Origin of the sequence: Myxococcus faecalis, assembly GCF_050039385.1 — a bacterium.
Taxonomy (GTDB): Bacteria; Myxococcota; Myxococcia; order Myxococcales; family Myxococcaceae; genus Myxococcus; species Myxococcus fulvus.
The window spans coordinates 1,344,089-1,366,353 of record NZ_CP144336.1 but is presented as its reverse complement, the minus strand read 5'-3'; the positions used below and the strand labels follow the sequence as shown (position 1 = coordinate 1,366,353).

Below are 22,265 nucleotides of genomic sequence, written 5' to 3'. Positions count from 1 at the left end.
GGAGGGTGGCGGGCCCTCAGCCCACCAGGCGGACGACGACCTGGGTCATCCCGTAGATGAGCAGCGCCATCAGCGCGGACGCGGGGATGGTGAACACCCAGGCCCAGATGATGCGGCCCGCCACGCCCCACTTCACCGCGCGCCAGCCGCGCGTGGAGCCCACGCCGACGATGGCGCCGGTGATGGTGTGGGTGGTGGACACGGGGATGCCCAGCTCCGCCAGCGCGATGATGGTGACGCCGCCGCCGGTCTCCGCGCTGAACCCGCCGATGGGCGCCAGCTTCGTCAGGCTGTGGCCCATGGTGCGGATGATGCGCCAGCCGCCGAAGAACGTCCCCAGCGCGATGGCCGCGTGACAGGAGATGATCATCCACCAGTCGATGTGGAACGGACGGTCCGCCCAGATGGTGCCGAAGAGCACCACGGCGATGATGCCCATCACCTTCTGCGCGTCGTTGGTGCCGTGGCTGTAGGAGAAGATGGCGGACGAGACGAGCTGGAGCCGGCGGAACCAGACGTCCACCACGCGCGGCGTCTGCTTGTGCACCACCCAGGTGCTCACCAGCATCAGCGTCATGCCCAGCGTGGTGCCGATGAGCGGCGAGAGCACGATGAAGGCGGCGATCTTCGCGATGCCCGCGCCCATCAGGCCCTTGAGCCCCAGCACCGGCAGCGTCGCGCCAATCATGCCGCCCGCCAGCGCGTGCGAGGACGACGACGGCAGCCCCCACCACCACGTGAGCAGGTTCCAGGCGATGGCGCCCATCAGCGCCGCGAAGATGACCGACAGCACCGCGGTGGGGCCCGTGGCGCGCAGCATCTCGAAGTTGATGATGCCCTTGCCCATGGTGTTGGCGACATGGACACCGCCGCCGAAGGCGGCCACGAAGTTGAAGAAGGCGGCCCACGCCACGGCCAGGTTCGGTGACAACACCCGGGTGGACACCACGGTGGCGATGGAGTTCGCCGCGTCGTGGAAGCCGTTGATGAAATCGAAGATGAGCGCCACTCCGACGATGACGATGACGGCCGCGAGTAGCATCTCAGGAGTGCTCCAGCACCACGCCTTCGATGACGTTCGCCACGCCCTGACACTTGTCCGTGGCGGTCTCGATGAGGTCGTAGATCTCCTTCCACTTGATGATGGTCAGAGTGTCGACCCCGCTCTTGAACAGCCGGCCCAGGCCCGAGCGAAGCACTTCGTCCGCCTGCGTCTCCAGGCGCTTGATCTCCTTGCAGCCGGCGAGGATCTGCTCCGGCTTCTTGATGAGCCGCAGCGCCGCCACCACCTCCTGCACCTTCTCGGCGGACAGCACCAGGAGCCGCGCCAGCTCCGTCGCGTCCGGCAGGCTGCTCTGGATTTCGTAGTAGTGCAGCCGTGACGCGGCCGCGTTCGCCAGGTCCAGCACGTCGTCGATGCGCGACAGCAGCGAGTGGATCTGCCCTCGGTCGAACGGGGTGATGAACTGCTTGTGCAGACGGTTGAAGGCGGTATGGGTGACCTCGTCACCCTGGTGCTCCACGTCCTTGAGCGCCTGGACCCGCCTGGGCACGTCCGTGTAGTCGCTGAGCAGTTCGTGAAGCATCTTCGCGCCCTGCACTGTGGCGGCGCACTGTTTGTCGAAGTCGTCGAAGAACTCGTCCGACTTGGGCATCAGCCTTTCGAGCATCGCTTCCCTCCCGGATGGGGGCATGCCCCGGGTGTCACCTTCGTGTGACACAGCCGAGGCGGCCCGTGACTACCTCACCTGGAGAGAATCGCCAGCCTTCCTTTTTGACTTGCAACGGAATGCCGGGCTCAGGAGCCCCGAGTCTCGCTGTATCGAGCCATTAGCCCGCCAGAGGGAGGGGCCCCCAGGTCTACAGGTGGGGAAGCAGCGCCTGTTCCAGCTTCGCCCGGGGCATGGCGCCCAGGAGTTGCTGGACGACCTGGCCGTCCTTGAAGAGCAGCAGGGCGGGGACGGAGCGGATGTTGTAGCGCTGGGCCGTCTCCTGGTTCGCGTCCACGTCCAGCTTCGCCACCTTCAGGCGGCCCCGGTACTCGGTGGCGAGCGCGGCCACGGTGGGGGCGATGGCGCGGCACGGCGGGCACCAGGCGGCGGTGAAGTCCACCAGCACCGGCTCCTTCGACTCGAGCACCTCCTGGTGGAACCGCGCGTCGCCCAGCTCGATGACGTCCGTGGCCATGTCCTGTCCTCCTGCGTTGGAGGCGCGGCGTCGGGGCCGTGCCTCGGTTCGAGCAGGACATGTAGTGGCCGGGGGGCTCGGAGACGAGCATCCCTCACGGAACGCGAGGTTGCGTGAAGGGCCCTCAACGCCTCCGGGGAGGGGGCGCCTCCGTCTCCCAGGGCAGCGACGCGCCGCGCTCCGAGAGCAGCGCGAGGAAGGCGCGCAGCTTGGGTGGGAGCTGGCGGCTGCTCGGGTAGACGGCGAACACGGGGAGGCCCGGCGGCGTCGCCGCCTCCAGGACGGGGACGAGCAGGCCGCTTCGCACGTCGTCGACGACGAGGGAGGCGGGCAGGCGGACCACGCCCAGGCCCGCGCGGGCGGCGGCCTGTCCCGCGCGCACGCTGGGGACGCGGAGGCGTCCGGTGACGGGGTGGCTTGAGGCCTCGCGGCCCTCACCGAAGAACCAGACCTCGTCGGTGCCGGGCTCGGCGAGCACGACGCAGGCATGGCCCTGGAGGTCGGCGGGGGTGCGGGGTGTGCCCTGGCGGGCGAGGTACGCGGGGCTGGCGTAGTAGCCGGTGCGCAGCCGCCCGAGCTTCCTGGCCACCAGCGACGAGTCGGCGAGCGGGCCGGTGCGCAGCGCCACGTCGTACTCCTCGGCGATGAGGTCGACGTGGGCCTCGGCGAGCGCCAGCTCCACGCGCAGCAGCGGGTGGTGCAGGAGCAGCTCCGCGATGAGCGGGGTGAGCAGCTCGCCCAGCAGCGAGAGGGTGGCGATGCGCAGGGTGCCCTGGGGCGTGGCGCGCGACTCGCCCAGGGCGCGGTTCACCTCGCGGGCCTCGGAGACCAGCCGCGCGCAGTGGACATGGTAGTCGCGCCCCGCCTCGGTGAGGCGCAGGTGGCGCGCGTTGCGCTCCAGCAGGCGGACCCCGAGCCGCGCCTCGAGCGCGGAGAGGCGGCGGCTCACGGTGGACTTGCGCAGTCCCAGCCGCAGGGCCGCGGCGGTGAGCCCTCCGGAGGTGACCACCTCGGTGAAGAGCAGCATGTCGTCCAGCAGGGGCGGGCTCGGAGGCACGGAGGTGGAGCCTAGCCGGGGAGGTCGTCCGGCTCCTCGCTCTTCGGGCCTCCGGGCGTCACTGGGGGGTGGGCAGGGGAGGAAAAGCCGGGTAGATGCAGGACGTTTCCCAGGTCCTGCCCATGATGCCCTCAAGCCCCATGCCGTTGTGTGTCGCGCCGATGATGGACTGGACGGACCGGAACTGCCGGTACTTCCACCGCCAGATCAGCCAGCACACGCTCCTGTACACGGAGATGTTGACCACGGGCGCCGTGCTCCACGGCGACCGCGAGCGGCTGCTGGGCTACGAGGCGGCCGAGCACCCGGTGGCCATCCAGCTGGGGGGCTCGGAGCCGGAGGCGTTGGCGGAGGCGGCGCGCATCGCCGAGTCGTGGGGCTACGACGAGGTGAACCTGAACGTGGGCTGCCCCAGCGACAGGGTGCAGTCAGGCCGCTTCGGCGCGTGTCTGATGGCGGAGCCGGAGCTGGTGGCGCGTCTGGTGGGCGCGATGCGCTCGGCGGTGAGCATCCCGGTGACGGTGAAGTCGCGCATCGCCATCGACGAGCTGGAGGAGTGGCCCACGCTGGAGCGCTTCGTGCGGCTGATTGCGGCGGAAGGGTGCACGCGCTTCATCGTGCATGCGCGCAAGGCGTGGCTCCAGGGACTGAGCCCCAAGGAGAACCGCGACGTGCCGCCGCTGCGCTACGACCTGGTGCACCGGCTCAAGCAGGAGCTGCCGCACCTGGACATCAGCATCAACGGCGGCATCAAGACGCTGGACGCGGCGGCCGAGCACCTGAAGCACGTGGACGGGGTGATGATTGGCCGCGCCGTCTACGAGAACCCGTACCTCCTGGCGGAGGCGGACCGCCGCTTCTTCGGCGCGACTCAGGCGCCGCGCGAGCGCCATGAGGTGGTGGAGGCGATGCTCCCGTACATCGAGCGCCGCCGGCAGCAGGGCGCGCCGCTGAGCGCGGTGACGCGGCACATGCTGGGCCTGTTTCAGGGCCTGCCGGGCGCGCGCGCGTGGCGACGGCACCTGAGCGAGAACGCGCACAAGGCCGGCGCCGGGCCCGAGGTGGTGGTGGCCGCGCTCGCCAAGGTGCGCCGCGAGCCCGACGCGGTCGTCGCGGCCTGAGCGGCGCGGACCCGAAAGGGCGCGGTGCGCTGCGTGCCTGCCGTCGCCGTATCGTCCCGTAAAGGCGCATGCACGGAGGGACTTCTGGCGGAGGCTCGCCGAGGGACGTCTTGAACGCGACGCCGCCATGGCGGCTCTCGCGACGTGTCCCCCCGCGGGGTTTGGGCTGCTCGCGCCGAGCCCTCAGCGCGGCGCCAGTTGCCCTATCTTCCCCACCTCCTGCGCGAACCACAGCGCGCCATCCGGCCCGGAGCAGATTCCATGCGGCTCCGCCTTCGCGGTGGGGATGGCGTACTCCGTGACTTCGCCCGAGGTCGTCATCCGTCCGAGGTGATTGCTTCCCCACTGGGTGAACCAGAGCGCGCCGTCGGCGCCCGTGACGATGGCGTGAGGCTTCGCGCCGGTCCGAAGCAACGGATGCTCGGTGATGCCCCCGTCGAGCCCGATGCGCCCGATGCGGTCCGCGAGGAGCTCCACGAACCACAGCGCCTCATCCGGCCCCCGCGTGATTCCCACGGGGCCCGCCTTCGGCGTGGGCAGCGCGAACCCGGAGACCTGCCCGTCCACCGTGATTCGCCCGATGCGATTGCTCGCGTTCTGCGTGAACCAGAGCGCCCCATCCGGTCCGGAGGTGATGAACGACGGGTAGCTGCCGGCCTCGAGCGCGAACTCGGTGACGGCGCCCTCCACGGTGATTCGCCCCAGCCGATGCGTCGACAGCTGCGTGAACCAGAGCGCGCCGTCGGGCCCCGCGCAGAGCCCGAACGGGCCAGCCCCCTCTGTCGGCAGCGGGAACTCACGCACCTCGCCGCGCGTCGTCACCCGGCCGATGCGGTTCGCCTTCTGCTGCGTGAACCAGAGCGCGCCGTCGGGCCCCGCGGTGATGACGGAGGGCCCCGAGTCCGGCGTCGGCAGCGCGAAGGTCGTCACCGCGCCGTCCAGTTCGATGCGTCCCACGCGGCCCGCGTGCACCTCCGTGAACCAGAGCGCGCCGTCAGGCCCGGCGCAGATTCCATAGGGCCCGGTTCCAGCCGCCGTGAGCGGGTACTCCGTGATGCGTCCAGGGGCCTGCGTCATCGGATGTCTCCCGGAGGTCGAGCGCGAGGTGGAGGCCTGGACCCTCGCCCGGACGTGATACCTCGTCCAGCGTCACCTCGCCCCGCGCGAGCGCGTGTTCCCTCCACGACAGACACGACGAAGCCCGGGCCCTCACCTCGAGGACCCGGGCTCGCGGGGGTGAAACCGTGCTGGCTCAGCCGATGACGAGCTCGCCCGACAGGGGCTTCTTGCCCTCGTCCATGAAGAGCCCGAAGTAGCTCTGCGCCAGCTTGTACTCGTTGTACGCCGGCGAGCACGCCATGTTGCGCACCGCCATCAGCGGGTCATTGGGCTTGCCGTCGTAGTCGGTGAGCAGGACGTTGATGCCCATGTGCCCGCCGTTCTGCGCCTGGATGCCGGAGCGGCGCTGCATCTCCTCGATGTCGTCGGCCGTCAGGTTGAGGGTGATCGGCTTGTCGTGCTCGCGCGCGGCCTTCGCCTTGTCGGCGTCACCGGTGAACGAGTACACGAGCAGCTCGCGCGCGTTGTCGTCCTTGGTGTCGAACTTCATCGCGAACTTCTCCGAGCCGGGGACGAGCTTGCCGTCCTTGTCGTACTTCTGCTCGAGGGTGATGTCCGGGTGGTCACCGCCGTAGGTGATGTCGGACGTCAGCGACTTCGTCCCATCCGGGTGGTGCGTGATGAGGTAGTCGCCGGTGTTGGTGGTGCCGTCGGTCTCGATGCTGAAGGGCCCCACGTCGATGCCCACCTTGCCGCCCGTCGACTCGTAGTTGATCTTGTCGAAGCGCAGCGTGTTGGACACGCCCGGGCCTTCCTTCTCCGGCATCCGGCCGTCCTTGGCGAAGGCCTCGAAGGCCTTCTGGCCCTCGGGGTTGCCCAGGTCGAACTCGGCGGTGCGCAGCTTGTACTCCTTGAGCGTGTCCTCGCGGCCCATGCTCACGGAGACGGGGCCGGCGCCCAGCGTCACCTTGCCGTTGTTCTCGATGAACTCCGTGGGGCCCGTCGTCATCGACAGCTTGTCGCCCGCGCGGCTCACCTCGATGGACATGCCCTTGCCGCTCTTGACGTCGCCGGAGATGCCCAGCTCCACCGCGTGGTAGGACAGGCCCACGTCCAGCCCGTAGCCGGTGAACTGGCTCTGCTCCATCTTGATGGACGTGCCATCCGGAATCGTCTCCGGGTTGAGCGGGTGCGGCGGCGCGATTTCACCGCGCTTGAGCTTCTCGAAGTCCGCCTCCGTCATCTTCACTTCGTACGTCATGCTCTTGCCGGCCTCGACGCTGCCCTCCACGGACGCGCCCACGCCGACCTTGGCCTTCTTGAACTCCACTGAGCCCGACGCGGACACGGACGTCTCCGCGTTGATGGACACGGTGACGAAGCCGTCCTCCTTCTTCACGTCCTTCTCGAGCGTGTCGCTGAACTCCACGGACACGGGGCCCGCCTGGCCCGGGATGGTGGTCTCGTGCGGCTGCACGTTGGCCGCGTCCGGCACGCTGCCCACGTCCGCCGGGTAGTCGGCCACCATCATCTGCTGCAGCTCGGGGGACACGTTCGCGTCCGCCAGCGCCTGGGCGCGCTCGGGCGAGCCCGCCTCGGTGCCGAACACCTTGGCCGCGGTGGTGCCGGGGAGGGAGCCCGCCTCGCTGTAGTGCGAGTTGCCCTGGAGGTACGACTTCATGTCGTCCCAGCTCTTGCCGTTGCTGGGGTCCAACACGCGCTCGCCCTGGCGCACGACGACGTGGCCCGACTGGCCCTCGGCGCCCGCGCGCGAGTCCTTCAGGAACACCAGGTCCGAGCGACCCTGCAGCTCCGGCGAGGACTTGTTGATGAAGTCCGCGGCCTTGTCCAGGCAGTTGACCTTGGCGTCCTTGCTGTCTTCCGTGAACAGCGACGTCGAGGGGGCCCCCTGGCCATCCAGCTTCAGCTTGTTCTTCGCGCCCGCGGGCTCGAAGGTGGACACGTCCTTCTTCTGCGCGGCCAGCTTCTTGGCCGCCTCCGCGGCCTTCTTCGCGGCCTCCGCGGCAGCCTGCCGAGCCGCCTCCGCCGCCCTGCGCGCCGCCTCTTCCGCGGCCCTGCGCGCGGCCTCCGCCGCCCTGCGTGCCGCCTCTGCTGCTCCACCGTCACCAACGCGTCCAGTTCCCATGGGGTGTGGGCTCCTAGCTGCCGTACGAGATTCCCAATTCTCGGGAGTCGACGCGCCGGGTTGCGGATGGCGAGGAGTTTCCGGGTGTTACCCGCGAGATTCGGCCCGGGAGTGAAGCCCTGGCGCTCATCCCGTGCGGATGTGGAGGTGCTTCAGCGTCGGGGCGGGCTGGCGCGGAAGCGCTGGAGCTTGGTGCGGTTGCCACACACGGCCATGGAGCACCACCGGCCGGAGCGGTTCTTGGAGGTGTCGTAGAAGGCCTCCTGGCACGCGCCCGCGGCGCACACCTTCATCCGGGGCCAGTGTCCATCGCGCTGGGTGGAGACGATGGCGGCGAACAGGGCGCCCAGGGCCTTCCAGCCGCCGGTGGCCGCGGGGCGCAGCGACACGCCGTCCTGGCCGAAGCCCACGGTGAGGGGGCTGGAGGCGGCGACGCGCTCCAGCGTCTTCAAATCCGAGGCGGCCAGGGGCTCGCCGGTGTGGGAGAGGAGCACGGCGCGCAGGGCCTCGCGGGCGTCGATGGCGGCGCGGAAGGCGTCCGGGGAGAAGGTGTCCGAGGCCGCCACCAGGCCCCGTGCGCGGCACCAGGCGTCGAGCGCGGCCGGGGTGGGCACGGCGTCGACGAGCTTCTCCACGTCGAGCGTGTTGACGAACTCGAGGAGCAGGACGACGTCCGTGGGAAGTCCGGGGCTGCGCGCATCGGCCATGCGGTGGGCCTATCGTGTCCTGGGCGTGGGCACCAGGGCCCCCAGGCCGCGGGTGAGCGCCTCGACGAGGGCCCGGGCCGCGTCGCGCCGGGGGTCCAGGCTCGGGTCGTAGATGGTGACGTCCAGGCCCACGGCCAGGCCCGAGTCGACGAGCCGGGCGACCAGCTCCCCGAGCTCCGCCACGCGCAGGCCGTCGGGCTGGCGCGAGTCGACGGCGGGCATCACCGCGTCGTCCATGACGTCCGCGTCCAGGTGCATCCAGAAGCCGCGCACGCCGCGCTCCTTGAAGCGGGTGAGGGCGCGCTTCGCTCCGGCGGCGATTCCCTGCGCGCGCAGGACGTCCAGGTCCAGCCAGGCCATGCCCGTGTCGCGCGCGTCCTCCGCGCCGACCTTCTCTCCCTGGCGCTCCGGGTCCCTGACGCCGAGCACGGCCACGTCCTCGTCGAGGACGAGGGGACCTCGGCCCTCCAGGTTCGACAGCAGGGCGGGGCCCCGGCCGGTGGAGAGCCAGAGGTCCATGCCCGCGGCGCCGCCGAGCTCGGAGGCCTCCGGCGGCCAGAAGTCGGTGTGTCCATCCATGAAGGCGAGCCCCGAGTGCGCGCCGGTGCGCTTCAGTCCCAGGAGGCACCCGAGCAGGATGCTGCAGTCACCGCCCAGGACGAGCGGGAAGCGCCGGGCGCGCACGATGGCCTCGACGGCGTCCGCGAGCTGGAGGCTCAGCTCGGCGATGCCATGGGGGTTGAGGATGTGCGTCCGGGCGTCGCGCTGCTCCACATAGGGCCGGGGCGTCACGGTGTGCTCCACCTTCGCCTGGAGCTTGAGTCCCAGGCCCGCCTCCATCAGGGCCTCGGGAAGCAGGTCCACACGGGGAATCCGCCCGTCCGGACGGCTCAGACCCAGACCGGAGGGCACGGCGACGAGGGCGATGGGCGATGACATGGGCGCTCCCTGTTGATGGCCGGAAACCATCAAATGTATTTTAATGGTTTCAGTGAAGCTAGGGCGGAGGTGGCGCAGTTGCAACCGCCAAATTGCGATAGGGGGTTTCAGCTCGGATGCATGTTTATTCCCCGAATTCGTCGGCTTCTGCGCAAAGATCGTCCAGCCTCGGTGGAATCGAGACGCTCGACGGGGGCGCTCGGGAGTGAGACTGAAACATTGTGACGCGGGGCGTTGAGTTTGCTCGCTTCTCTCGGAGAGGACCGTAACAATCCTGATACATGACCCTGCAACGCTCGATTCTCTCCTGGATGTTTGTCTCCCTCGTTGCTGTTGCCGCACTCTCTGCTTGTGATTCTGATGACAAGCCGTCGGCGCCCGAAGTGGGCGACGACGCGGGGACCCCGCCGGATGCCGGCACCGTGCCCGATTCGGGCTCGGAACCCGACGCGGGCCTCGAGCCCGACGCCGGCACGGAGCCCGATGCCGGCACGGAGCCCGACGCTGGCACGGAGCCCGATGCGGGCGTGACGCCTGACCCGTTCACCACCTGCGAGGGGGCCTGCCGTGAGACCTCGGCCACCATCCGCATGGGCGACAACTCGCGCGTCCTGACCAACGCGTACTTCGGCTACACCGAGCCGGAGAGCCCGGACGGGTCGTGGACCCTTTGGATCGAGCTGAACAACGGGACCCCGGGCGAGTGCCCCTCGCCGGATTCGTCGGTGCCGGCTCAGCTCGTCAACGTCTACGACGTGAAGGTGCCCGTGGACGCGACGCCGCAGAGCGGTACGACCACGGAGGGGGAGCCGCGAGCGACGCTGGTCGACTTCGATGGCTCGCTCAGCCTCAACTGGTTCGACCACAGCTCGAGCTTCACCTTCACGCCCGTGGCGGCCTCCCTCTGCGCCACCTGCGCCAAGACCGGCGAGTTCCCCGCGTCACACTTCGTGGCGTTCGACGTGGATGCCGTCATGGAGGACGGCGCATTCACCGGGCATGGGTACGCCACCTACTGCCCGGCGCTCACCGAGCTGGTCGAGGAGTGACCTCAGGCCGGCTCACGGCGGCGTGAGTCGGTCCCGCCCGGGCACCCGAACTGGGTGCTTGGGCCGTTGTTCCCGTCCTCAGTGGGGCCTGGGCGGAATGGTGTCGAACCGGGGCGTCCCTTCCTCCAGTTCGTAGTAGTCGCCCTTGTTGGCCAGGTGGACGTGGAGCGCCACGCGCGTCCGCGTGGGCGTGTCGAACGCGCCCATGGCGATTCCAATCCAGTCGCGCTGGAGCGGGTCCCAGAACAGCGACGCGCCGCAGACCGAGCAGAACCCGCGCCGCGCCTTCTCCGAGGACTGGAACCAGCGGACCTGGTCCTGTCCCTCGAGGGTGACGGCCGAGCGGGGCACGTCCGTCGACACGAAGTAGTGCCCCGAGTGCTTGCGGCACTTCGTGCAATGACAGGCGTCGGGGGCGGGAAGCTCGCCCTCCACGGTGAAGCGGACCGCGCCGCACAAACAGGAACCCCGATGCATGGATGACCTCGTCCGAAGGGTGGGGGCGGGGAGCCTGCGGCTTCAGCCGCGGACAGACAAGTGCAACCTTCCGGACGGCGCGCCAGCACGTCAAGACCGTCGAGGGGCGGCGCGAGGGCGTGGGTCATGGTTGAAAAGTCCCTCTTGGCGCAGCCCGATGCGCGGCAGGGAACGCATGGCGCCCGCGCCGACTGGTGTTCGCCGCCCCGCGGACAAGACGCTCCTCGGACACCCCCGCCGTGAGGTCCCCACATGAGCAAGCTTTCGCTGGTCGTCGTCACGATGACGCTGGGCCTGAGTGCCTGCAGGGAGGAGCCGGAGCCTCCCACTCCGCGTCCCCCCGAGGACCTGACGCAGGAGCACATGGAGACCCTTCGCTCCAACCCCATCGCGCTCTCCGCCTTCCTGCGCGACATGCCCAAGGGCGGCGACCTCCACAGCCACACCTCCGGCGCCATCACCATGGAGAAGCTCATCCAATGGGGCTCCGAGGACGGCGCCTGCGTCAACCCCACCACCTACGTGGCGAGCAACCCCTGTGAGCAGGGCGCGACGCCCCTGTCCAACACGGCGTCGGACCGGGCCCTCTATGACGCGGTGATGGGCGCCTGGTCGATGGAGGGCTTCACCGGTCCGCTGCTGGAGGCGCACCAGCACTTCTTCGATGCCTTCGCCAAGTACGGCGCGGTGCAGACGGAGGCCCGGGGGGACGACATCTACGCGGACATCCTCTCCCGCGCGGGCCAGCACAACCAGGTCTACGTGGAGCTGATGCAGGGCTTCGGCGCGAGCACGGGGGGACGGCTCGCCGCGCCGCTGTTCTCGCCCACGGACCCCTGGGACGCGCCGACGCTGTTGGCCAAGCGCGAGCAGCTCATCGCCCTGCCGGACTTCCAGACGGCGCTGACCCGTCAGGCGGAGAGCATTGCCAGCTTCCTGGTGGGGAGCCGGCAGGTGATGGCCTGTGGCACGCCCCAGGCGGACCCGGGCTGCGACGTGGAGGTGCGGCTGCTGGTGTCGGCCAACCGCACGGCGGAGCGGGCCAACGTCTTCGGCCAGTGGGTGTATGCCTTCGAGCTGGCCCAGCGCGTGCCCCAGATTGTCGGCGTCAACCTGGTGTCACCCGAGGAGCACCCGAACTCGCTCGCGTACTACAACGACGAGATGTTCGCGCTGGGCACGCTGGATGACCACAACGACACCACGCCCGGCCGCAAGACGGTGCACGTCTCCCTGCACGCGGGCGAGCTGATCCCCGAGGTGCTCAAGCCCGAGGACCAGGGGCACCTGCGCTTCCACATCCGCAACGCCGTGAAGCTGGCGCACGCGGAGCGCATCGGCCACGGGGTGGACGTGTTGGGCGAAACGGACGGGGAGGGCGTCGACGCGCTCCTGCGCGACATGCGCGAGGCAGGCGTGCTGGTGGAGATCTGCCTGTCCTCGAACAACGTCCTGCTGGGCGTCAAGGGCACGGACCATCCGCTCTCCGCGTACCTGGTGGAGAAGGTGCCGGTGACGCTGGCGACGGATGACTCCGGCATCCTCCGGGGGGACATCACCCAGGAGTACGTCGCGGCGGCCACCGTCCAGGGGCTCGACTACAAGACGCTCAAGCAGCTGGCGCGCGCCAGCCTGGAGCACGCCTTCGTGGAGGGGGACAGCCTGTGGGCCCAGCGGGATGTCTTCACGGCCCGGGTGGCGGCCTGCGCCCAGGACGACGCGGGCGAGGCGGGCCCGTCCGCGTCGTGTCAGACCTTCCTGGGGGCCAACAAGCGCGCGGCGCTGCAGTGGCGCCTGGAGGCGCAGTTCACGAACTTCGAGGCGCGCTTCGCGAACTGATGCCGGAGCCGTGGTCGCGCGCGAGCAGTTGGCGCGACCACGGCTCATCTCAGGCGGGGCTCAGCAGTTCTGCTTGCAGGGAGGCGGCGGGCCGACGGGCGGCGGGCTGCCGGCGGGCGGCGTGCTGATGCTGCTGTGGCAGGTGTAGAGCTGCAGGTCATAACAGTACTGGCGGTAGTACTGGGCCGTCGGACCGGAGCCCGCCATGTACTGGGAGCAGTTCCAGAAGCTCCACTTGTACGGCGTCGCGGCCGGACAGCTCCCGTCCACCCATCCGCCGCTGCCGTAGTCGCGACACGCGCCCTGGTACGTCCCGACGCTGCACGCGTTCTGCTCCACCTGGCCCAGGTCCTCCGTCTCCGGAGCCACCTCGTCCATCGGCGTGCCACCACAGGCGATCATGCCCATGCACAGCGCTCCCAGGAACAACGGCCGCATGACTTGCTTCAACATGGATTGACCTCGTGGATTGTCAGCCCGCCGTGGCCGGGACCTCCCCGTCGGCGAGTGGAGGCCACCCTACGTTCCTCCCTGATTAACCGGGATTAAGCGCGATTAAATGTGGCGGAGGTTGGGTCAGCCCACCCGCCCGGGCGAAGGCGGCGAGAGCAGGTCCTCCCAGTAGCGCAGCTGGGGGTAGACCTCCTGCAACAGATAGCGCCGGCTGCGGAAGTGCCAGTAGATGAAGCTCTTGAGGTAGTGCTCCACGTGAGCCCTCAGCTCCGGGGCGCGCGAGGACGCGGACTCCAGGATGGCGTGGTAGTTCCTCACCGTCGTGGCGAGCGTCTCCCGGTACACCTCCAGGTAAGGGCGCTTCTGCGTCTGGGATTGCTTGAACAGGTAGCAGTTCTCGAAGTCGAGCTGGGACTTCGCCTCCTTGTAGAAGGAGAAGACGTCGTTGGTGAATGCGATGAAGTCCCGCGCCGCCTCCAGGGTGTCCACCCAGAACAGCGGGTCGCGCGCGAAGCTCAGCCGCGCGTCGATGAACTGGAGGGACAGGTACCAGAACTCCGAGGAGCCGTTGTGGTCGCGGATGTACCGGACGCTGTGCGTGGTGCGCTGGGCGCCGTGCCGGGCCACCAGCACCTCGAGCAGGGTTCCAAGGTGGTATTGGAAGAACAGGTTCTTGTAGAGACCCAGGAAGTCCGAGTCGCAAGAGTGACCCAGCTCCTCGAAGGAGAAGTCGACGTAGTCCATGAGCGCGGAGGGCGGGTGGGCCACCGCGCTCGCATGCTTGAGGGACAGGAAGTGCTTCTCCGGGTTGTATTCCTTGTCGGGGTCGAACCACAGCACCAGGCTCCAGACGCGACTGATGGCCCGCCCCAGCCTGGGGTCCTGGATGGGAATCGTGATGTGGCGCATGTATGTCATGGTCTGGATGAACTCCTCATCCATGTCCAGGCCACGGGCCAAGGCTTCCTGTCGGATGAAGCGGGTCTCCCGCTCGACCTCCGCCAGGTCGACCGCGGGCTCGAAGACGGGGATGTTCCTCTCGCGGGAATCCCCCGGGACGGGGCCGATGAGGCGTATCAGCTTGCGCAGCTCCCCCGAGCGGAGGACGTTCTCCGCCTCTTCGCGAAAGCCCTGGTGTCTGATCTGTTCCAGTCTGGGATTGAGTTCGAGCTCGAGCATGTGCGGCCCCCACGTCCGGGTGTCGGGTGTGGATGTTCAAGCTAATGCGGTCGCGGCGGGCGGCAGCCGCGGGGCCCTTGGGTTGTGATTGGCCGCGTGGGCATGTTCAGTCCGCATCAGTGACATCGCCCTCGGATGCAGGAGTGCAGGGGGGCCCTTCGTCCTGCGGGCTCGACTGCGGGCCCGAGGCGAAAGGCCGCGGCGGGAGCGTGTTTCAGGGCACGTCGAGTGCCTGGACTGCCGAGCGCAGCGCGTCCGGCAGCCAGTCCGGGTCTCCCCGGCGCAAGGCTGCGAGCCCGGCCTGGAAGTCCGCGCGCGCGCCGCCGACGTCGCCGAGCCGCACGCGGAGCAGGCCGCGCTCGTGGAGCAGCTCCGGGTCCACGTCAGCGCCCTGTTGCAGGGCGAGCGCGGCGGACAGGTCCTCCAGCGCCTCCGTGTGCATTCCCAGGCGCGCGCGCACGGCGGCTCGTTGCTGGAGCAGCCAGGGGTTGTCCTGGTCCTCGGCCAGCGCGAGCGTCCAGTCCTGCTCCGCGCGGGTGTCCTGTCCGAGCGCCTCCAGGGACTCGGCGCGCTTCATGTGCAGCACCAGCGCCTTGCGATAGCCGCCATCCACCAGCGCGTCGAAGTCCGCCACGGCCTCCGCATGGCGACCCAGCCGGGCGAGGCACAGCGCGCGGTGCAGCCGGGTCGTCCGGTGTCCGGGGGCCAGCTCCAGGACGCGCTCGAACCAGGGGAGCGCCTCGGCCGGAGCGCCGCCCCAGATGCCGAGCGTCATCGCCAGCTCCATCAGGACGATGCCCAGCCTCGGGTGCGCTTCGGCGAGCGCGCGCACCTGCGCGAGCGCGGAGGTGTACCGGCCCGTCCGTCGCAGCCGGTCGACCTGTCGGAGCTGCTCCGCCACCTCGGGAGGGCAGGGCTCCCGCCCGTTCCTCGCGGTGCCTCCGGTTCTCGCCGCGTCGACGGCCGTGGAGGCCTCCGCAGGCATGCGGGAGGCGCGCCCCTCGGAGGGGGGGGGCGTCGTCGCGGGGCTCCCTGGCCCGGGCGTTCCCCTTGGCGCGTCGTCTCTGTCGTCCCGCCCCGCCATGCCGGTGCTCAGCCTCCCTGGGGGAAGGCGCGGCAGGCGGCGTCGTAGTCGCGCCACCAGGCCTCGAGCACCTTCATGTCCGTGGCGCGCGGCTCGTCCCCCGGGCCCGCCATGTCCAGGTACGCGTGCAACAGCGGCCGGAAGTAGGGGTGGGCGCAGTGGTCGATGATGTCCGTGGCCCGGCGCCGGGGCGAGCGGATGTCCATGTTGCGCGCGTAGCCGTGCTCGGTGACGACGCACTTGATGTCGTGCTCCGTGTGGTCGATGTGCCGCACGTACGGCATCACGCAGCTCACCGTCCGCCCGTCCTTGAGCTTCCGCACCGACGGCGTGTGCACGATGCTCAGGTACGCGTTGCGGAAGAAGTCCCCGGAGCCGCCCAGCCCGTTGACGATGCGCGAGCCGTCGATGTGCGTCGAGTTCACGTGCCCGTAGATGTCCACCTCGATGGGCGTGTTCATCGCGATGACGAACAGCCGCGAGATGATTTCAGGGCTGTTCGACAGCCACATCGGCCGCAGCACCAGCCGCTCCTTGCACCGCTCGAACAGCTGCTGGAACCGCTGGCGCCCCTCGGCGGAGAAGGACACCGCCGTGGCGGACGCGTACTCGAACTTCGCGTCGTCCTCCACGTAGCGCAGCATCCCGTCCTGGAACACCTCGGTCCAGAAGCGGATCTTCTGGAACGGTGACTCGTACAGCTCCCCGATGATGGCGTTGGCCACGTTGCCCACGCCGGACTGGATGGGCGGCAGCCGCTTGCCCCACCCGAACTCCTCGCGGCAGCTCAACAGGAAGTCCACCACGTTGCGCGCGATGCGCTTGTCCGTGTCGTCCGCCGCCTTGAAGGGCACCGGGTGGTCCGGCGTCCTCGACTCCACCACCGCCACCACCTTGCCCAGGTCGAACTCCACGTACGGCGTGCCGATGCGGTCTCTCACGTTCAACAGCGGCAGCGGCCAGCCCACGTGCGGATGCACCGTGGGCACGACGATGTCGTGGAAGCCCGTGTAGTCCGGCGCGGACGTGTTCACCTCGAGGATGACTTTCTTCGCCTTCGCCAGCGCCTCCGCGCTGATGCCCACCGAGGACGTCAGGATGACGCTGCCGTTGGGGCGGATGCGCGACACCTCCACCACCGCCACGTCGATGTCGCCGTAGAACCCGTACATCAGGTTGCGCGCGAAGGCGGACAGGTGCACGTCCGTGAAGTCCATCTCCCCGGCGTGGATGCGCCGACGCGACGCGGACGAGGACATGTACGGCCCGCGCTTGCGGATGAAGGGCGCCATGGGGCCCTCCACGTCCTCGGACAGCGACGCCCCGGACAACAGCGTGAGCCGCGTCTGGGGCGCGGTGCGCGACAGGTGGAAGGCCAGCGCGGGGAAGAACGTCTTGGGCTCGCCCGACTTGGTGAAGCCGCTGATGGCCACCGTGTTCCCGTCGGTGACGTGCTTCACGGCCTCCTCGACGGGGACGACCCGGGCCAGGAGGTCGGCGTTCTGGATGCGGTCCTTCAGCGTGCTCGGAGCGGTCATGTTCAAGTCGGGAACCCCCGCGGAAGGCGGCGGGTCCGCGGTCGAAGATGTCACACCCGGGACGTCCTGCCATCCCTAGCGGAAGCCCGGCGGACGCCGCGTCCCGGTGTCCCCGGGCGCCTCCTCGGCCTTGAGCCTGGCGCCGGGTGAGAGCTCGAAGACGAGCCCGAACTGCCACTGGCTCAGCCGCTCCAGGAAGAGGATGTTGTACGAGTCCTGGCCGTACACGTAGCGGGTGAAGACGCCGAAGCCCGCGCCCCAGTAGGGCAGCGCGGCGAGCGCGCCGCTCACCGTCGCGCGCCGGTGGGGCGTCTCGCCGAAGGGCGCGGACACCGTCCCCTCGAGCCGGAAGCGGTGCTGGTGCCAGATGCGCTCGCCCAGCGCGCTCACGCCCCAGTTTCCCTTGCCGTAGACGCGCCTCTGGTCCTCGGTGATGCCGCCCGAGCCGATGGCCGTGTTCAGCTCCAGGAACGAGCCGCCGCCCACCAGCCACGCGCTGTCCAGGTCCGGGTCCACGCCGAACGCCACGCGCGCGTGCAGCTCCCCGCGCACGAAGTTGGTGGAGAAGCTGCCGGTCAGCTCGTTGAGCGGCAGCTCCCCCTGGGCCGGCGCGCAGTCGGGGTCCGTGCCCTCCTGGTTCGCGAAGAAGCAGCCGTCCTGGCCATTGGAGTAGTGGCCCACCGTGAGGTTCGCCGCGAGCGCGAGCCCCCGCATCGGACGGTCCTCCGCCAGCGAGCCCGGCAGCACGCGCAGGTGCGCCACCTGGAGCGTGATTTTCGGGACGTACGACGGCGGGATGACGGGGCTGCTGTCCGTGTTCAGCATCCGCAGCCGGATGTACGGCGTGAGCACCGCGGTGAGGAACCACTCGCCGTGCTCGCTCCGGAATCGGCCCGTGTGCAGCTGGGGCAGGAAGAGGTTCGGGGCAAGCTGCGCCTCGAACAGGAGCGGCGCCGGGGAGTCGGGATCTCCCTGCCGGCGGATGCGGTTGGGCGAGCCGAAGATGTAGCTGCGGTCCAGGAAGAGCGGGGCGGGGGTGTTGTACTCCACCTTCCAGTCCGCCCGGGCCCCGCCCGCCGCGAAGAGGAGCGCCAGCGCGAGGCCCCGCGAGGCACGGCCCCTGGGCTGGGCGAGGACGGTTCGCATCCGGCGGGTGTCTCCTGGCGACGAAGGCCCTCGAGGACGGAGGCCTGCACGCCTCCTCTATCCGGCCCGGGGCCCCGTCCTCATCCGACCCGCCAGGTGTTTGTCGCGAGAAGGGAACAGGTGGACGGGTGGACGTGTTGGGCGCCGCGATTCCGTGCTTTGGTGCACAACCCACCCCATCCTCGGGAGACCTACACTTTCATGCGCAACCTCCTCATCGTCAGCGCGGGCGTGGCCGCGCTCGCCTCCACCGGATGCGCGACCTCCAAGGACGCCCGTCCCGAGGACGCCGCCACCTCCACCGCGGCCCCCGCCGCCCCTGCCCCCGAGGCCCCCGTGGCTCCCGCCAACCCCCTGCTGGCGAAGTGGAGCGGCCCCCATGGCGGCGTGCCCCCGTTCGACCAGGTGAAGGTGGAGCTGTTCAAGCCCGCCATCGAGGCGGCCATGGACACCTTCCGCAAGGAGCTGGCGACCATCGCGTCGAACCCGGAGGCCCCCACCTTCGAGAACACGCTCGCCGCGCTGGAGGACGCCGGCCGCGGCTTGAGCAACGTGGAGACGCTCTACGGCATCTGGGGCTCGTCCTTGAGCAGCCCCGAGTACCAGGCCGTGGAGCGCGAGCTCGCGCCGAAGTTCGCCGCGTTCGAGGATGAGATCTTCCAGAACGAGGCCCTCTTCCGCCGCATCGAGGCCGTCTACAACTCGCCCGACAAGGCGAAGCTGACGCCCGAGCAGCAGCGGCTCGCGTGGCTGCACCACACGCGCTTCGTGCGCTCCGGCGCCAAGCTGGACGGCGCCGCCAAGCAGCGCCTGGGCGCCATCAACCAGCGCCTGGCCTCGCTCTACACGGCCTTCAGCCAGCACGTGCTCGGCGACGAGGAGGCCTACACCGTCGTCCTGGAGTCCGAGGCGGACCTGGCGGGCCTGCCCGACTCCGTGCGCGCGGGCGCCGCCGCCGCGGCCGAGGCCCGGGGCCAGAAGGGCAAGTGGGTCATCACCAACACGCGCTCCTCCATGGAGCCGTTCCTCACGTACTCGTCCCGCCGGGATTTGCGCGAGAAGGTCTGGCGCAACTACGTCAACCGCGGCGACAACGGCGACGAGCGCGACAACAACGCCATCATCTCGGAGGTGCTCAAGCTGCGCGCCGAGCGCGCGAAGCTGCTCGGCTACGCCACGCACGCGCACTGGCGGCTGGAGAACGCCATGGCCCGCACGCCCGAGCGCGCGATGGAGCTGATGGAGGCGGTGTGGAAGCCCGCCGTGGCCCGCGTCCGCGAGGAGGTCGCGGACATGCAGAAGGTGGCCGACAAGGAGCGCGCGAAGCTCAAGATCGAACCGTGGGACTACCGCTACTACGCGGAGAAGGTCCGCAAGGCGAAGTACGACCTGGACCAGAACGAGGTGAAGCCCTACCTCCAGTTGGAGAAGCTGCGCGAGGGCATGTTCTGGGTGGCCGGCGAGCTGTTCGGCTTCAGCTTCGAGCAGGTGACGGACGTGCCCGTCTTCCACGCCGACGTGCGGGTGTGGGAGGTGAAGGACAAGACGAGCGGCAAGCACGTGGGCCTGTGGTACTTCGACCCGTACGCGCGCAAGGGCAAGCGCTCGGGCGCGTGGATGAACGCGTACCGCGGCCAGGAGCGCTTCCGGGGTGAGGTGACGACCATCGTCTCCAACAACTCCAACTTCGTGAAGGCGGCGCCCGGAGAGGCGGTGCTCATCTCGTGGGAGGACGCGAGCACGCTGTTCCACGAGTTCGGCCACGCGCTGCACGGCCTGAGCTCGTCGGTGACGTACCCGTCGCTGTCCGGCACCGCCGTGGCGCGGGACTACGTGGAGTTCCCGTCGCAGCTCTTGGAGCACTGGCTGTCCACGCCCGAGGTGCTCAACACCTTCGCGCTGCACTACCAGACGGGCAAGCCCATCCCCCCGGCGCTGGTGGCGCGCATCGAGAAGGCGGCGACCTTCAACCAGGGCTTCGGCACGGTGGAGTACCTGTCCTCCGCGCTCATCGACATGAAGCTGCACCTGGCCGGCGACGCGAGCATCGACCCGGACGCCTTCGAGCGCGACACGCTCAAGGCGCTGGGCATGCCGAAGGAGATCGTGATGCGTCACCGCACGCCGCAGTTCGGCCACGTGTTCGCGGGCGACGGCTACTCGGCGGGCTACTACAGCTACCTGTGGTCCGACACGCTGACGGCGGACGCGTACGAGACCTTCACCGAGGGCAAGGGCGCCTACGACAAGGCCGTGGCGGAGAAGCTGCGCAAGAGCGTGTTCTCCGTGGGCAACACGGTGGACCCGGCCGAGGGCTACCGCGCCTTCCGCGGCCGCGACGCCGGCATCAACGCGCTGATGCGCAAGCGGGGCTTCCCGGTGCCCGCGCAGGCGAAGCAGTCCAAGTCCACGCCGTAGGCGGCGCGTGACGTCCGGGTGCGCGGGGGGGACGACGCCTCGCGCACCTGGGGGCTCACGGGTCCAGGAAGGCGCGCTTCACCTCGAGCAGCAGCTCATCCTTCTTGCCCGCGGGCTGCAGGGGGCGGTGGCCCTGGTTGATGGTCCAGATGATGGTGCCGCCCAGTCCCTCGTCGCGCGCCCACTGGCCCTTCACCGCGACCGACTGCCCGTCCTCGTACGAGACGTAGTTGCAGTGGCCCGCGCCGGTGACGTCGGAGGCTGACAGGTAGGGCGAGGCCGCGCGCTCGTCCCAGTGCCGCTTCATCAGCGGGTCCTGGAGGTACTTGTCCACGATGTTGGCGTAGCTCATGGCGTTGTCGCTCTGGCCCTCGTTGACGTCGGGCCGGCCGTCCAGGGGGATGCGCGGCTGGGTCACGCCCTGCCAGCACGTGCCGAAGAAGCCGATGCCCACGCCCAGCCGTCCGCGCGGCACGCCCGCCCGGATGTAGCCCGCCACGGAGTTGGCGACGGAGCTGGGGCGGTTCTGCGCCTCGTCCCAGAGGGGGCTGGAGTGCCAGCTCTCCCAGCCGCCCCAGTGGCCGCTCATCTTGTAGGACATGATGTTGAGCTGGTCGACGCGCGAGCCCAGCTCCTTCATGAACTTCGCCTCGTGCTCCGGCATCCCGAAGTTGGAGTTGAGCCAGTTCACCGGCACCGTGAGGATGATGTCCGGACGGGCCGCGCGCAGCTCGTCGATGAGCGCCAGCAAGAGCTCCCCGTCGTTGCCCGCGGGCGGCAGGTTGATGGGCTCCCAGTCCAGGTCCAGCCCCATGTAGCCCAGCTCATCCATCGTCTTGAGCAGCTCGCGCACGAAGACGATGCGGCTCTCACCCGTGGACGCCAGCACGAAGCCGTCGTGCTCGCCGAAGCCGCCAATCATGAGCAGCGGTATCTTCCCCGCGGCCTTCGCCCGGGCGGACAGCGTCCGGGCGATGGCGGGGCCCTCCAGGTCGGAGACGTCGAAGTCCGTGAACAGCGTCCCGTCGAAGCGGGGGCGCACGCGGCCCACCATGATGTGCGTCATCCCCGAGAAGTCCACCGCGTCGGGCGGGTAGGCGCGGTGCTGGTAGCCCACGTAGTAGCCGGACACCCAGCTCGCCGGCGCGCCGCCGGGCTTGGGCGTCACCGGACCGACCTGCGCACCCGGACCCTCGCCCACGTCGTTGACGGCCCTCACCGTGACGGTGTGCGGCTTGCCGTTGGGCAGCCCCGGGACGTTCGCGCTCCCGGCCTTGACGTCCACCGTCACCGAGTGTCCCCCGGGCTCGGCGGTGACGAGGTAGTGCTTGAGCGCGCGTCCGCCGAAGCTCGCCGGCGCCAGCCAGCTGACGAACACCGCGCCGTTGCCCGGCGTCGCCCTCACCGAGCGCGGCTGACCCGGCGTCGTGGGGTTGGGGATGGACATGCCCGGCTGGGGCACCACCGGCACCGACGGCAAGGACGCGTCGCCCTCGCCCCGCGCGTTCACCCCGGAGACCTTGAACAGGTACTTGAAGCCGTTGTTGAGCCCCAGCACCGTGGCCTGGCGCTCGCTCGCGCTGACGATGGCGCCGCCGCAGGCCGGGTCGCACCGCACCACGTAGTACAGCAGGGGGTGGCCGCCATCGCTCGTCGGAGGCGTCCACGTCACCAGCGCCTGGGCGTCCGCCGCCTGCGCCTCCACGTCCGAGGGCGCCCCGGGAAGCCCCGGCCCCTCCTCACCCTTTCCGCATCCCCCGAGCAGCACCCCCGCCACCAGCAGGCACCACCACTGCGTCACGAGTCGAGTCTTCACCTGCGCACCTCTTCGAACTGGCACAGATAATACGGGGAAGTCCGACATCC

At 69.7% G+C, this 22,265-nt stretch carries 19 protein-coding genes; 4 read left to right on the top strand and 15 right to left on the bottom strand.

Going from position 1 to position 22,265, the window contains the following annotated elements; genetic code table 11:
• Positions 1 to 16: 16 nt before the first annotated feature.
• The 4 genes from VZQ01_RS05225 to VZQ01_RS05210 all read right to left on the bottom strand — a co-directional run bounded on the left by VZQ01_RS05225 (position 17) and on the right by VZQ01_RS05210 (position 3,214).
• Positions 17 to 1,042 (bottom strand): inorganic phosphate transporter, encoded by a 1,026-nt coding sequence (locus VZQ01_RS05225; RefSeq protein ID WP_141330118.1) that lies wholly within the window; start codon positions 1,040 to 1,042, stop codon positions 17 to 19.
• Between the two features lies 1 nt (position 1,043).
• Positions 1,044 to 1,670, bottom strand: coding sequence for a DUF47 domain-containing protein (locus VZQ01_RS05220; RefSeq protein ID WP_223751244.1), 627 nt, complete (start codon positions 1,668 to 1,670; stop codon positions 1,044 to 1,046).
• 190 nt (positions 1,671 to 1,860) lie between these two features.
• Complete coding sequence (gene trxA, locus VZQ01_RS05215) at positions 1,861 to 2,187, bottom strand: thioredoxin (protein ID WP_141330114.1); 327 nt, start codon at positions 2,185 to 2,187, stop codon at positions 1,861 to 1,863.
• A 124-nt stretch (positions 2,188 to 2,311) separates the two neighbouring features.
• Positions 2,312 to 3,214 carry a LysR family transcriptional regulator gene (locus tag VZQ01_RS05210; RefSeq protein ID WP_426748930.1) on the bottom strand — a complete coding sequence of 301 codons (903 nt, stop codon included), beginning with the start codon at positions 3,212 to 3,214 and terminating at the stop codon, positions 2,312 to 2,314.
• 152 nt (positions 3,215 to 3,366) lie between these two features.
• Between VZQ01_RS05210 and dusA the strand changes: the two genes are divergently transcribed.
• The gene (dusA, locus tag VZQ01_RS05205; protein ID WP_223751318.1) at positions 3,367 to 4,365 is read left to right on the top strand and encodes a tRNA dihydrouridine(20/20a) synthase DusA; all 999 of its coding nucleotides are present in this window, start codon (positions 3,367 to 3,369) and stop codon (positions 4,363 to 4,365) included.
• Positions 4,366 to 4,548: 183 nt separating this feature from the next.
• Here dusA and VZQ01_RS05200 read toward each other — a convergent pair whose 3' ends face one another.
• From VZQ01_RS05200 to VZQ01_RS05185, 4 genes are all read right to left on the bottom strand, one after another.
• Positions 4,549 to 5,442 carry a Vgb family protein gene (locus VZQ01_RS05200; RefSeq protein ID WP_426747039.1) on the bottom strand — a complete coding sequence of 298 codons (894 nt, stop codon included), beginning with the start codon at positions 5,440 to 5,442 and terminating at the stop codon, positions 4,549 to 4,551.
• A 175-nt stretch (positions 5,443 to 5,617) separates the two neighbouring features.
• Positions 5,618 to 7,570, bottom strand: a complete 1,953-nt coding sequence (locus tag VZQ01_RS05195; protein WP_223785077.1) for a hypothetical protein — start codon at positions 7,568 to 7,570, stop codon at positions 5,618 to 5,620.
• A gap of 152 nt (positions 7,571 to 7,722) precedes the next feature.
• Entirely contained in the window at positions 7,723 to 8,277 is a 555-nt protein-coding gene (locus VZQ01_RS05190) for a CGNR zinc finger domain-containing protein (RefSeq protein ID WP_223751249.1), read from the bottom strand.
• Between the two features lie 9 nt (positions 8,278 to 8,286).
• Complete coding sequence (locus tag VZQ01_RS05185) at positions 8,287 to 9,216, bottom strand: arginase family protein (RefSeq protein WP_426747037.1); 930 nt, start codon at positions 9,214 to 9,216, stop codon at positions 8,287 to 8,289.
• A 422-nt stretch (positions 9,217 to 9,638) separates the two neighbouring features.
• Here VZQ01_RS05185 and VZQ01_RS05180 point away from each other — a divergent pair, with 422 nt between their 5' ends.
• Positions 9,639 to 10,265, top strand: coding sequence for a hypothetical protein (locus VZQ01_RS05180; protein WP_426747036.1), 627 nt, complete (start codon positions 9,639 to 9,641; stop codon positions 10,263 to 10,265).
• 78 nt (positions 10,266 to 10,343) lie between these two features.
• On the opposite strand, the gene VZQ01_RS05175 is transcribed toward VZQ01_RS05180, so the two are convergent.
• Positions 10,344 to 10,742 carry a GFA family protein gene (locus tag VZQ01_RS05175; protein ID WP_223751252.1) on the bottom strand — a complete coding sequence of 133 codons (399 nt, stop codon included), beginning with the start codon at positions 10,740 to 10,742 and terminating at the stop codon, positions 10,344 to 10,346.
• A 252-nt stretch (positions 10,743 to 10,994) separates the two neighbouring features.
• Here VZQ01_RS05175 and VZQ01_RS05170 point away from each other — a divergent pair, with 252 nt between their 5' ends.
• A complete protein-coding gene (locus VZQ01_RS05170) occupies positions 10,995 to 12,581 on the top strand; it encodes an amidohydrolase family protein (protein WP_267696966.1) in 1,587 nt (528 codons plus the stop codon).
• A 60-nt stretch (positions 12,582 to 12,641) separates the two neighbouring features.
• Here the strand turns inward: VZQ01_RS05170 and VZQ01_RS05165 are convergent, their stop codons facing one another.
• The 5 genes from VZQ01_RS05165 to VZQ01_RS05145 form a co-directional block, all read right to left on the bottom strand.
• Complete coding sequence (locus VZQ01_RS05165; RefSeq protein WP_426747035.1) at positions 12,642 to 13,034, bottom strand: hypothetical protein; 393 nt, start codon at positions 13,032 to 13,034, stop codon at positions 12,642 to 12,644.
• Positions 13,035 to 13,157: 123 nt separating this feature from the next.
• The gene (locus tag VZQ01_RS05160) at positions 13,158 to 14,213 is read right to left on the bottom strand and encodes an isoprenoid biosynthesis enzyme family protein (protein WP_426747034.1); all 1,056 of its coding nucleotides are present in this window, start codon (positions 14,211 to 14,213) and stop codon (positions 13,158 to 13,160) included.
• A 214-nt stretch (positions 14,214 to 14,427) separates the two neighbouring features.
• On the bottom strand, positions 14,428 to 15,198 hold the full coding sequence (locus tag VZQ01_RS05155; protein WP_223751256.1) for a tetratricopeptide repeat protein: 771 nt from the start codon (positions 15,196 to 15,198) through the stop codon (positions 14,428 to 14,430).
• Between the two features lie 107 nt (positions 15,199 to 15,305).
• On the bottom strand, positions 15,306 to 16,835 hold the full coding sequence (locus VZQ01_RS05150; protein WP_223751257.1) for an acetyl-CoA hydrolase/transferase C-terminal domain-containing protein: 1,530 nt from the start codon (positions 16,833 to 16,835) through the stop codon (positions 15,306 to 15,308).
• Positions 16,836 to 16,910: 75 nt separating this feature from the next.
• Positions 16,911 to 17,981: a hypothetical protein gene (locus tag VZQ01_RS05145; RefSeq protein ID WP_223785082.1), complete on the bottom strand. Its 1,071-nt coding sequence runs from the start codon at positions 17,979 to 17,981 to the stop codon at positions 16,911 to 16,913.
• Positions 17,982 to 18,182: 201 nt separating this feature from the next.
• Between VZQ01_RS05145 and VZQ01_RS05140 the strand changes: the two genes are divergently transcribed.
• Positions 18,183 to 20,399 (top strand): M3 family metallopeptidase, encoded by a 2,217-nt coding sequence (locus VZQ01_RS05140; protein WP_223751259.1) that lies wholly within the window; start codon positions 18,183 to 18,185, stop codon positions 20,397 to 20,399.
• A 55-nt stretch (positions 20,400 to 20,454) separates the two neighbouring features.
• On the opposite strand, the gene VZQ01_RS05135 is transcribed toward VZQ01_RS05140, so the two are convergent.
• Positions 20,455 to 22,215 carry a glycosyl hydrolase family 18 protein gene (locus VZQ01_RS05135; RefSeq protein WP_223751260.1) on the bottom strand — a complete coding sequence of 587 codons (1,761 nt, stop codon included), beginning with the start codon at positions 22,213 to 22,215 and terminating at the stop codon, positions 20,455 to 20,457.
• Positions 22,216 to 22,265 lie beyond the last annotated feature (50 nt).

Bases quoted from the DNA above. Each gene is read 5' to 3' on its own strand.
- VZQ01_RS05225 (WP_141330118.1), bottom strand. From the start codon at position 1,042: ATGCTACTCGCGGCCGTCATCGTCATCGTCGGAGTGGCGCTCATCTTC.
- VZQ01_RS05220 (WP_223751244.1), bottom strand. From the start codon at position 1,670: ATGCTCGAAAGGCTGATGCCCAAGTCGGACGAGTTCTTCGACGACTTC.
- trxA (WP_141330114.1), bottom strand. From the start codon at position 2,187: ATGGCCACGGACGTCATCGAGCTGGGCGACGCGCGGTTCCACCAGGAG.
- VZQ01_RS05210 (WP_426748930.1), bottom strand. From the start codon at position 3,214: ATGCTGCTCTTCACCGAGGTGGTCACCTCCGGAGGGCTCACCGCCGCG.
- dusA (WP_223751318.1), top strand. From the start codon at position 3,367: ATGATGCCCTCAAGCCCCATGCCGTTGTGTGTCGCGCCGATGATGGAC.
- VZQ01_RS05200 (WP_426747039.1), bottom strand. From the start codon at position 5,442: ATGACGCAGGCCCCTGGACGCATCACGGAGTACCCGCTCACGGCGGCT.
- VZQ01_RS05195 (WP_223785077.1), bottom strand. From the start codon at position 7,570: ATGGGAACTGGACGCGTTGGTGACGGTGGAGCAGCAGAGGCGGCACGC.
- VZQ01_RS05190 (WP_223751249.1), bottom strand. From the start codon at position 8,277: ATGGCCGATGCGCGCAGCCCCGGACTTCCCACGGACGTCGTCCTGCTC.
- VZQ01_RS05185 (WP_426747037.1), bottom strand. From the start codon at position 9,216: ATGTCATCGCCCATCGCCCTCGTCGCCGTGCCCTCCGGTCTGGGTCTG.
- VZQ01_RS05175 (WP_223751252.1), bottom strand. From the start codon at position 10,742: ATGCATCGGGGTTCCTGTTTGTGCGGCGCGGTCCGCTTCACCGTGGAG.
- VZQ01_RS05170 (WP_267696966.1), top strand. From the start codon at position 10,995: ATGAGCAAGCTTTCGCTGGTCGTCGTCACGATGACGCTGGGCCTGAGT.
- VZQ01_RS05165 (WP_426747035.1), bottom strand. From the start codon at position 13,034: ATGTTGAAGCAAGTCATGCGGCCGTTGTTCCTGGGAGCGCTGTGCATG.
- VZQ01_RS05160 (WP_426747034.1), bottom strand. From the start codon at position 14,213: ATGCTCGAGCTCGAACTCAATCCCAGACTGGAACAGATCAGACACCAG.
- VZQ01_RS05155 (WP_223751256.1), bottom strand. From the start codon at position 15,198: ATGCCTGCGGAGGCCTCCACGGCCGTCGACGCGGCGAGAACCGGAGGC.
- VZQ01_RS05150 (WP_223751257.1), bottom strand. From the start codon at position 16,835: ATGACCGCTCCGAGCACGCTGAAGGACCGCATCCAGAACGCCGACCTC.
- VZQ01_RS05145 (WP_223785082.1), bottom strand. From the start codon at position 17,981: ATGCGAACCGTCCTCGCCCAGCCCAGGGGCCGTGCCTCGCGGGGCCTC.
- VZQ01_RS05140 (WP_223751259.1), top strand. From the start codon at position 18,183: ATGCGCAACCTCCTCATCGTCAGCGCGGGCGTGGCCGCGCTCGCCTCC.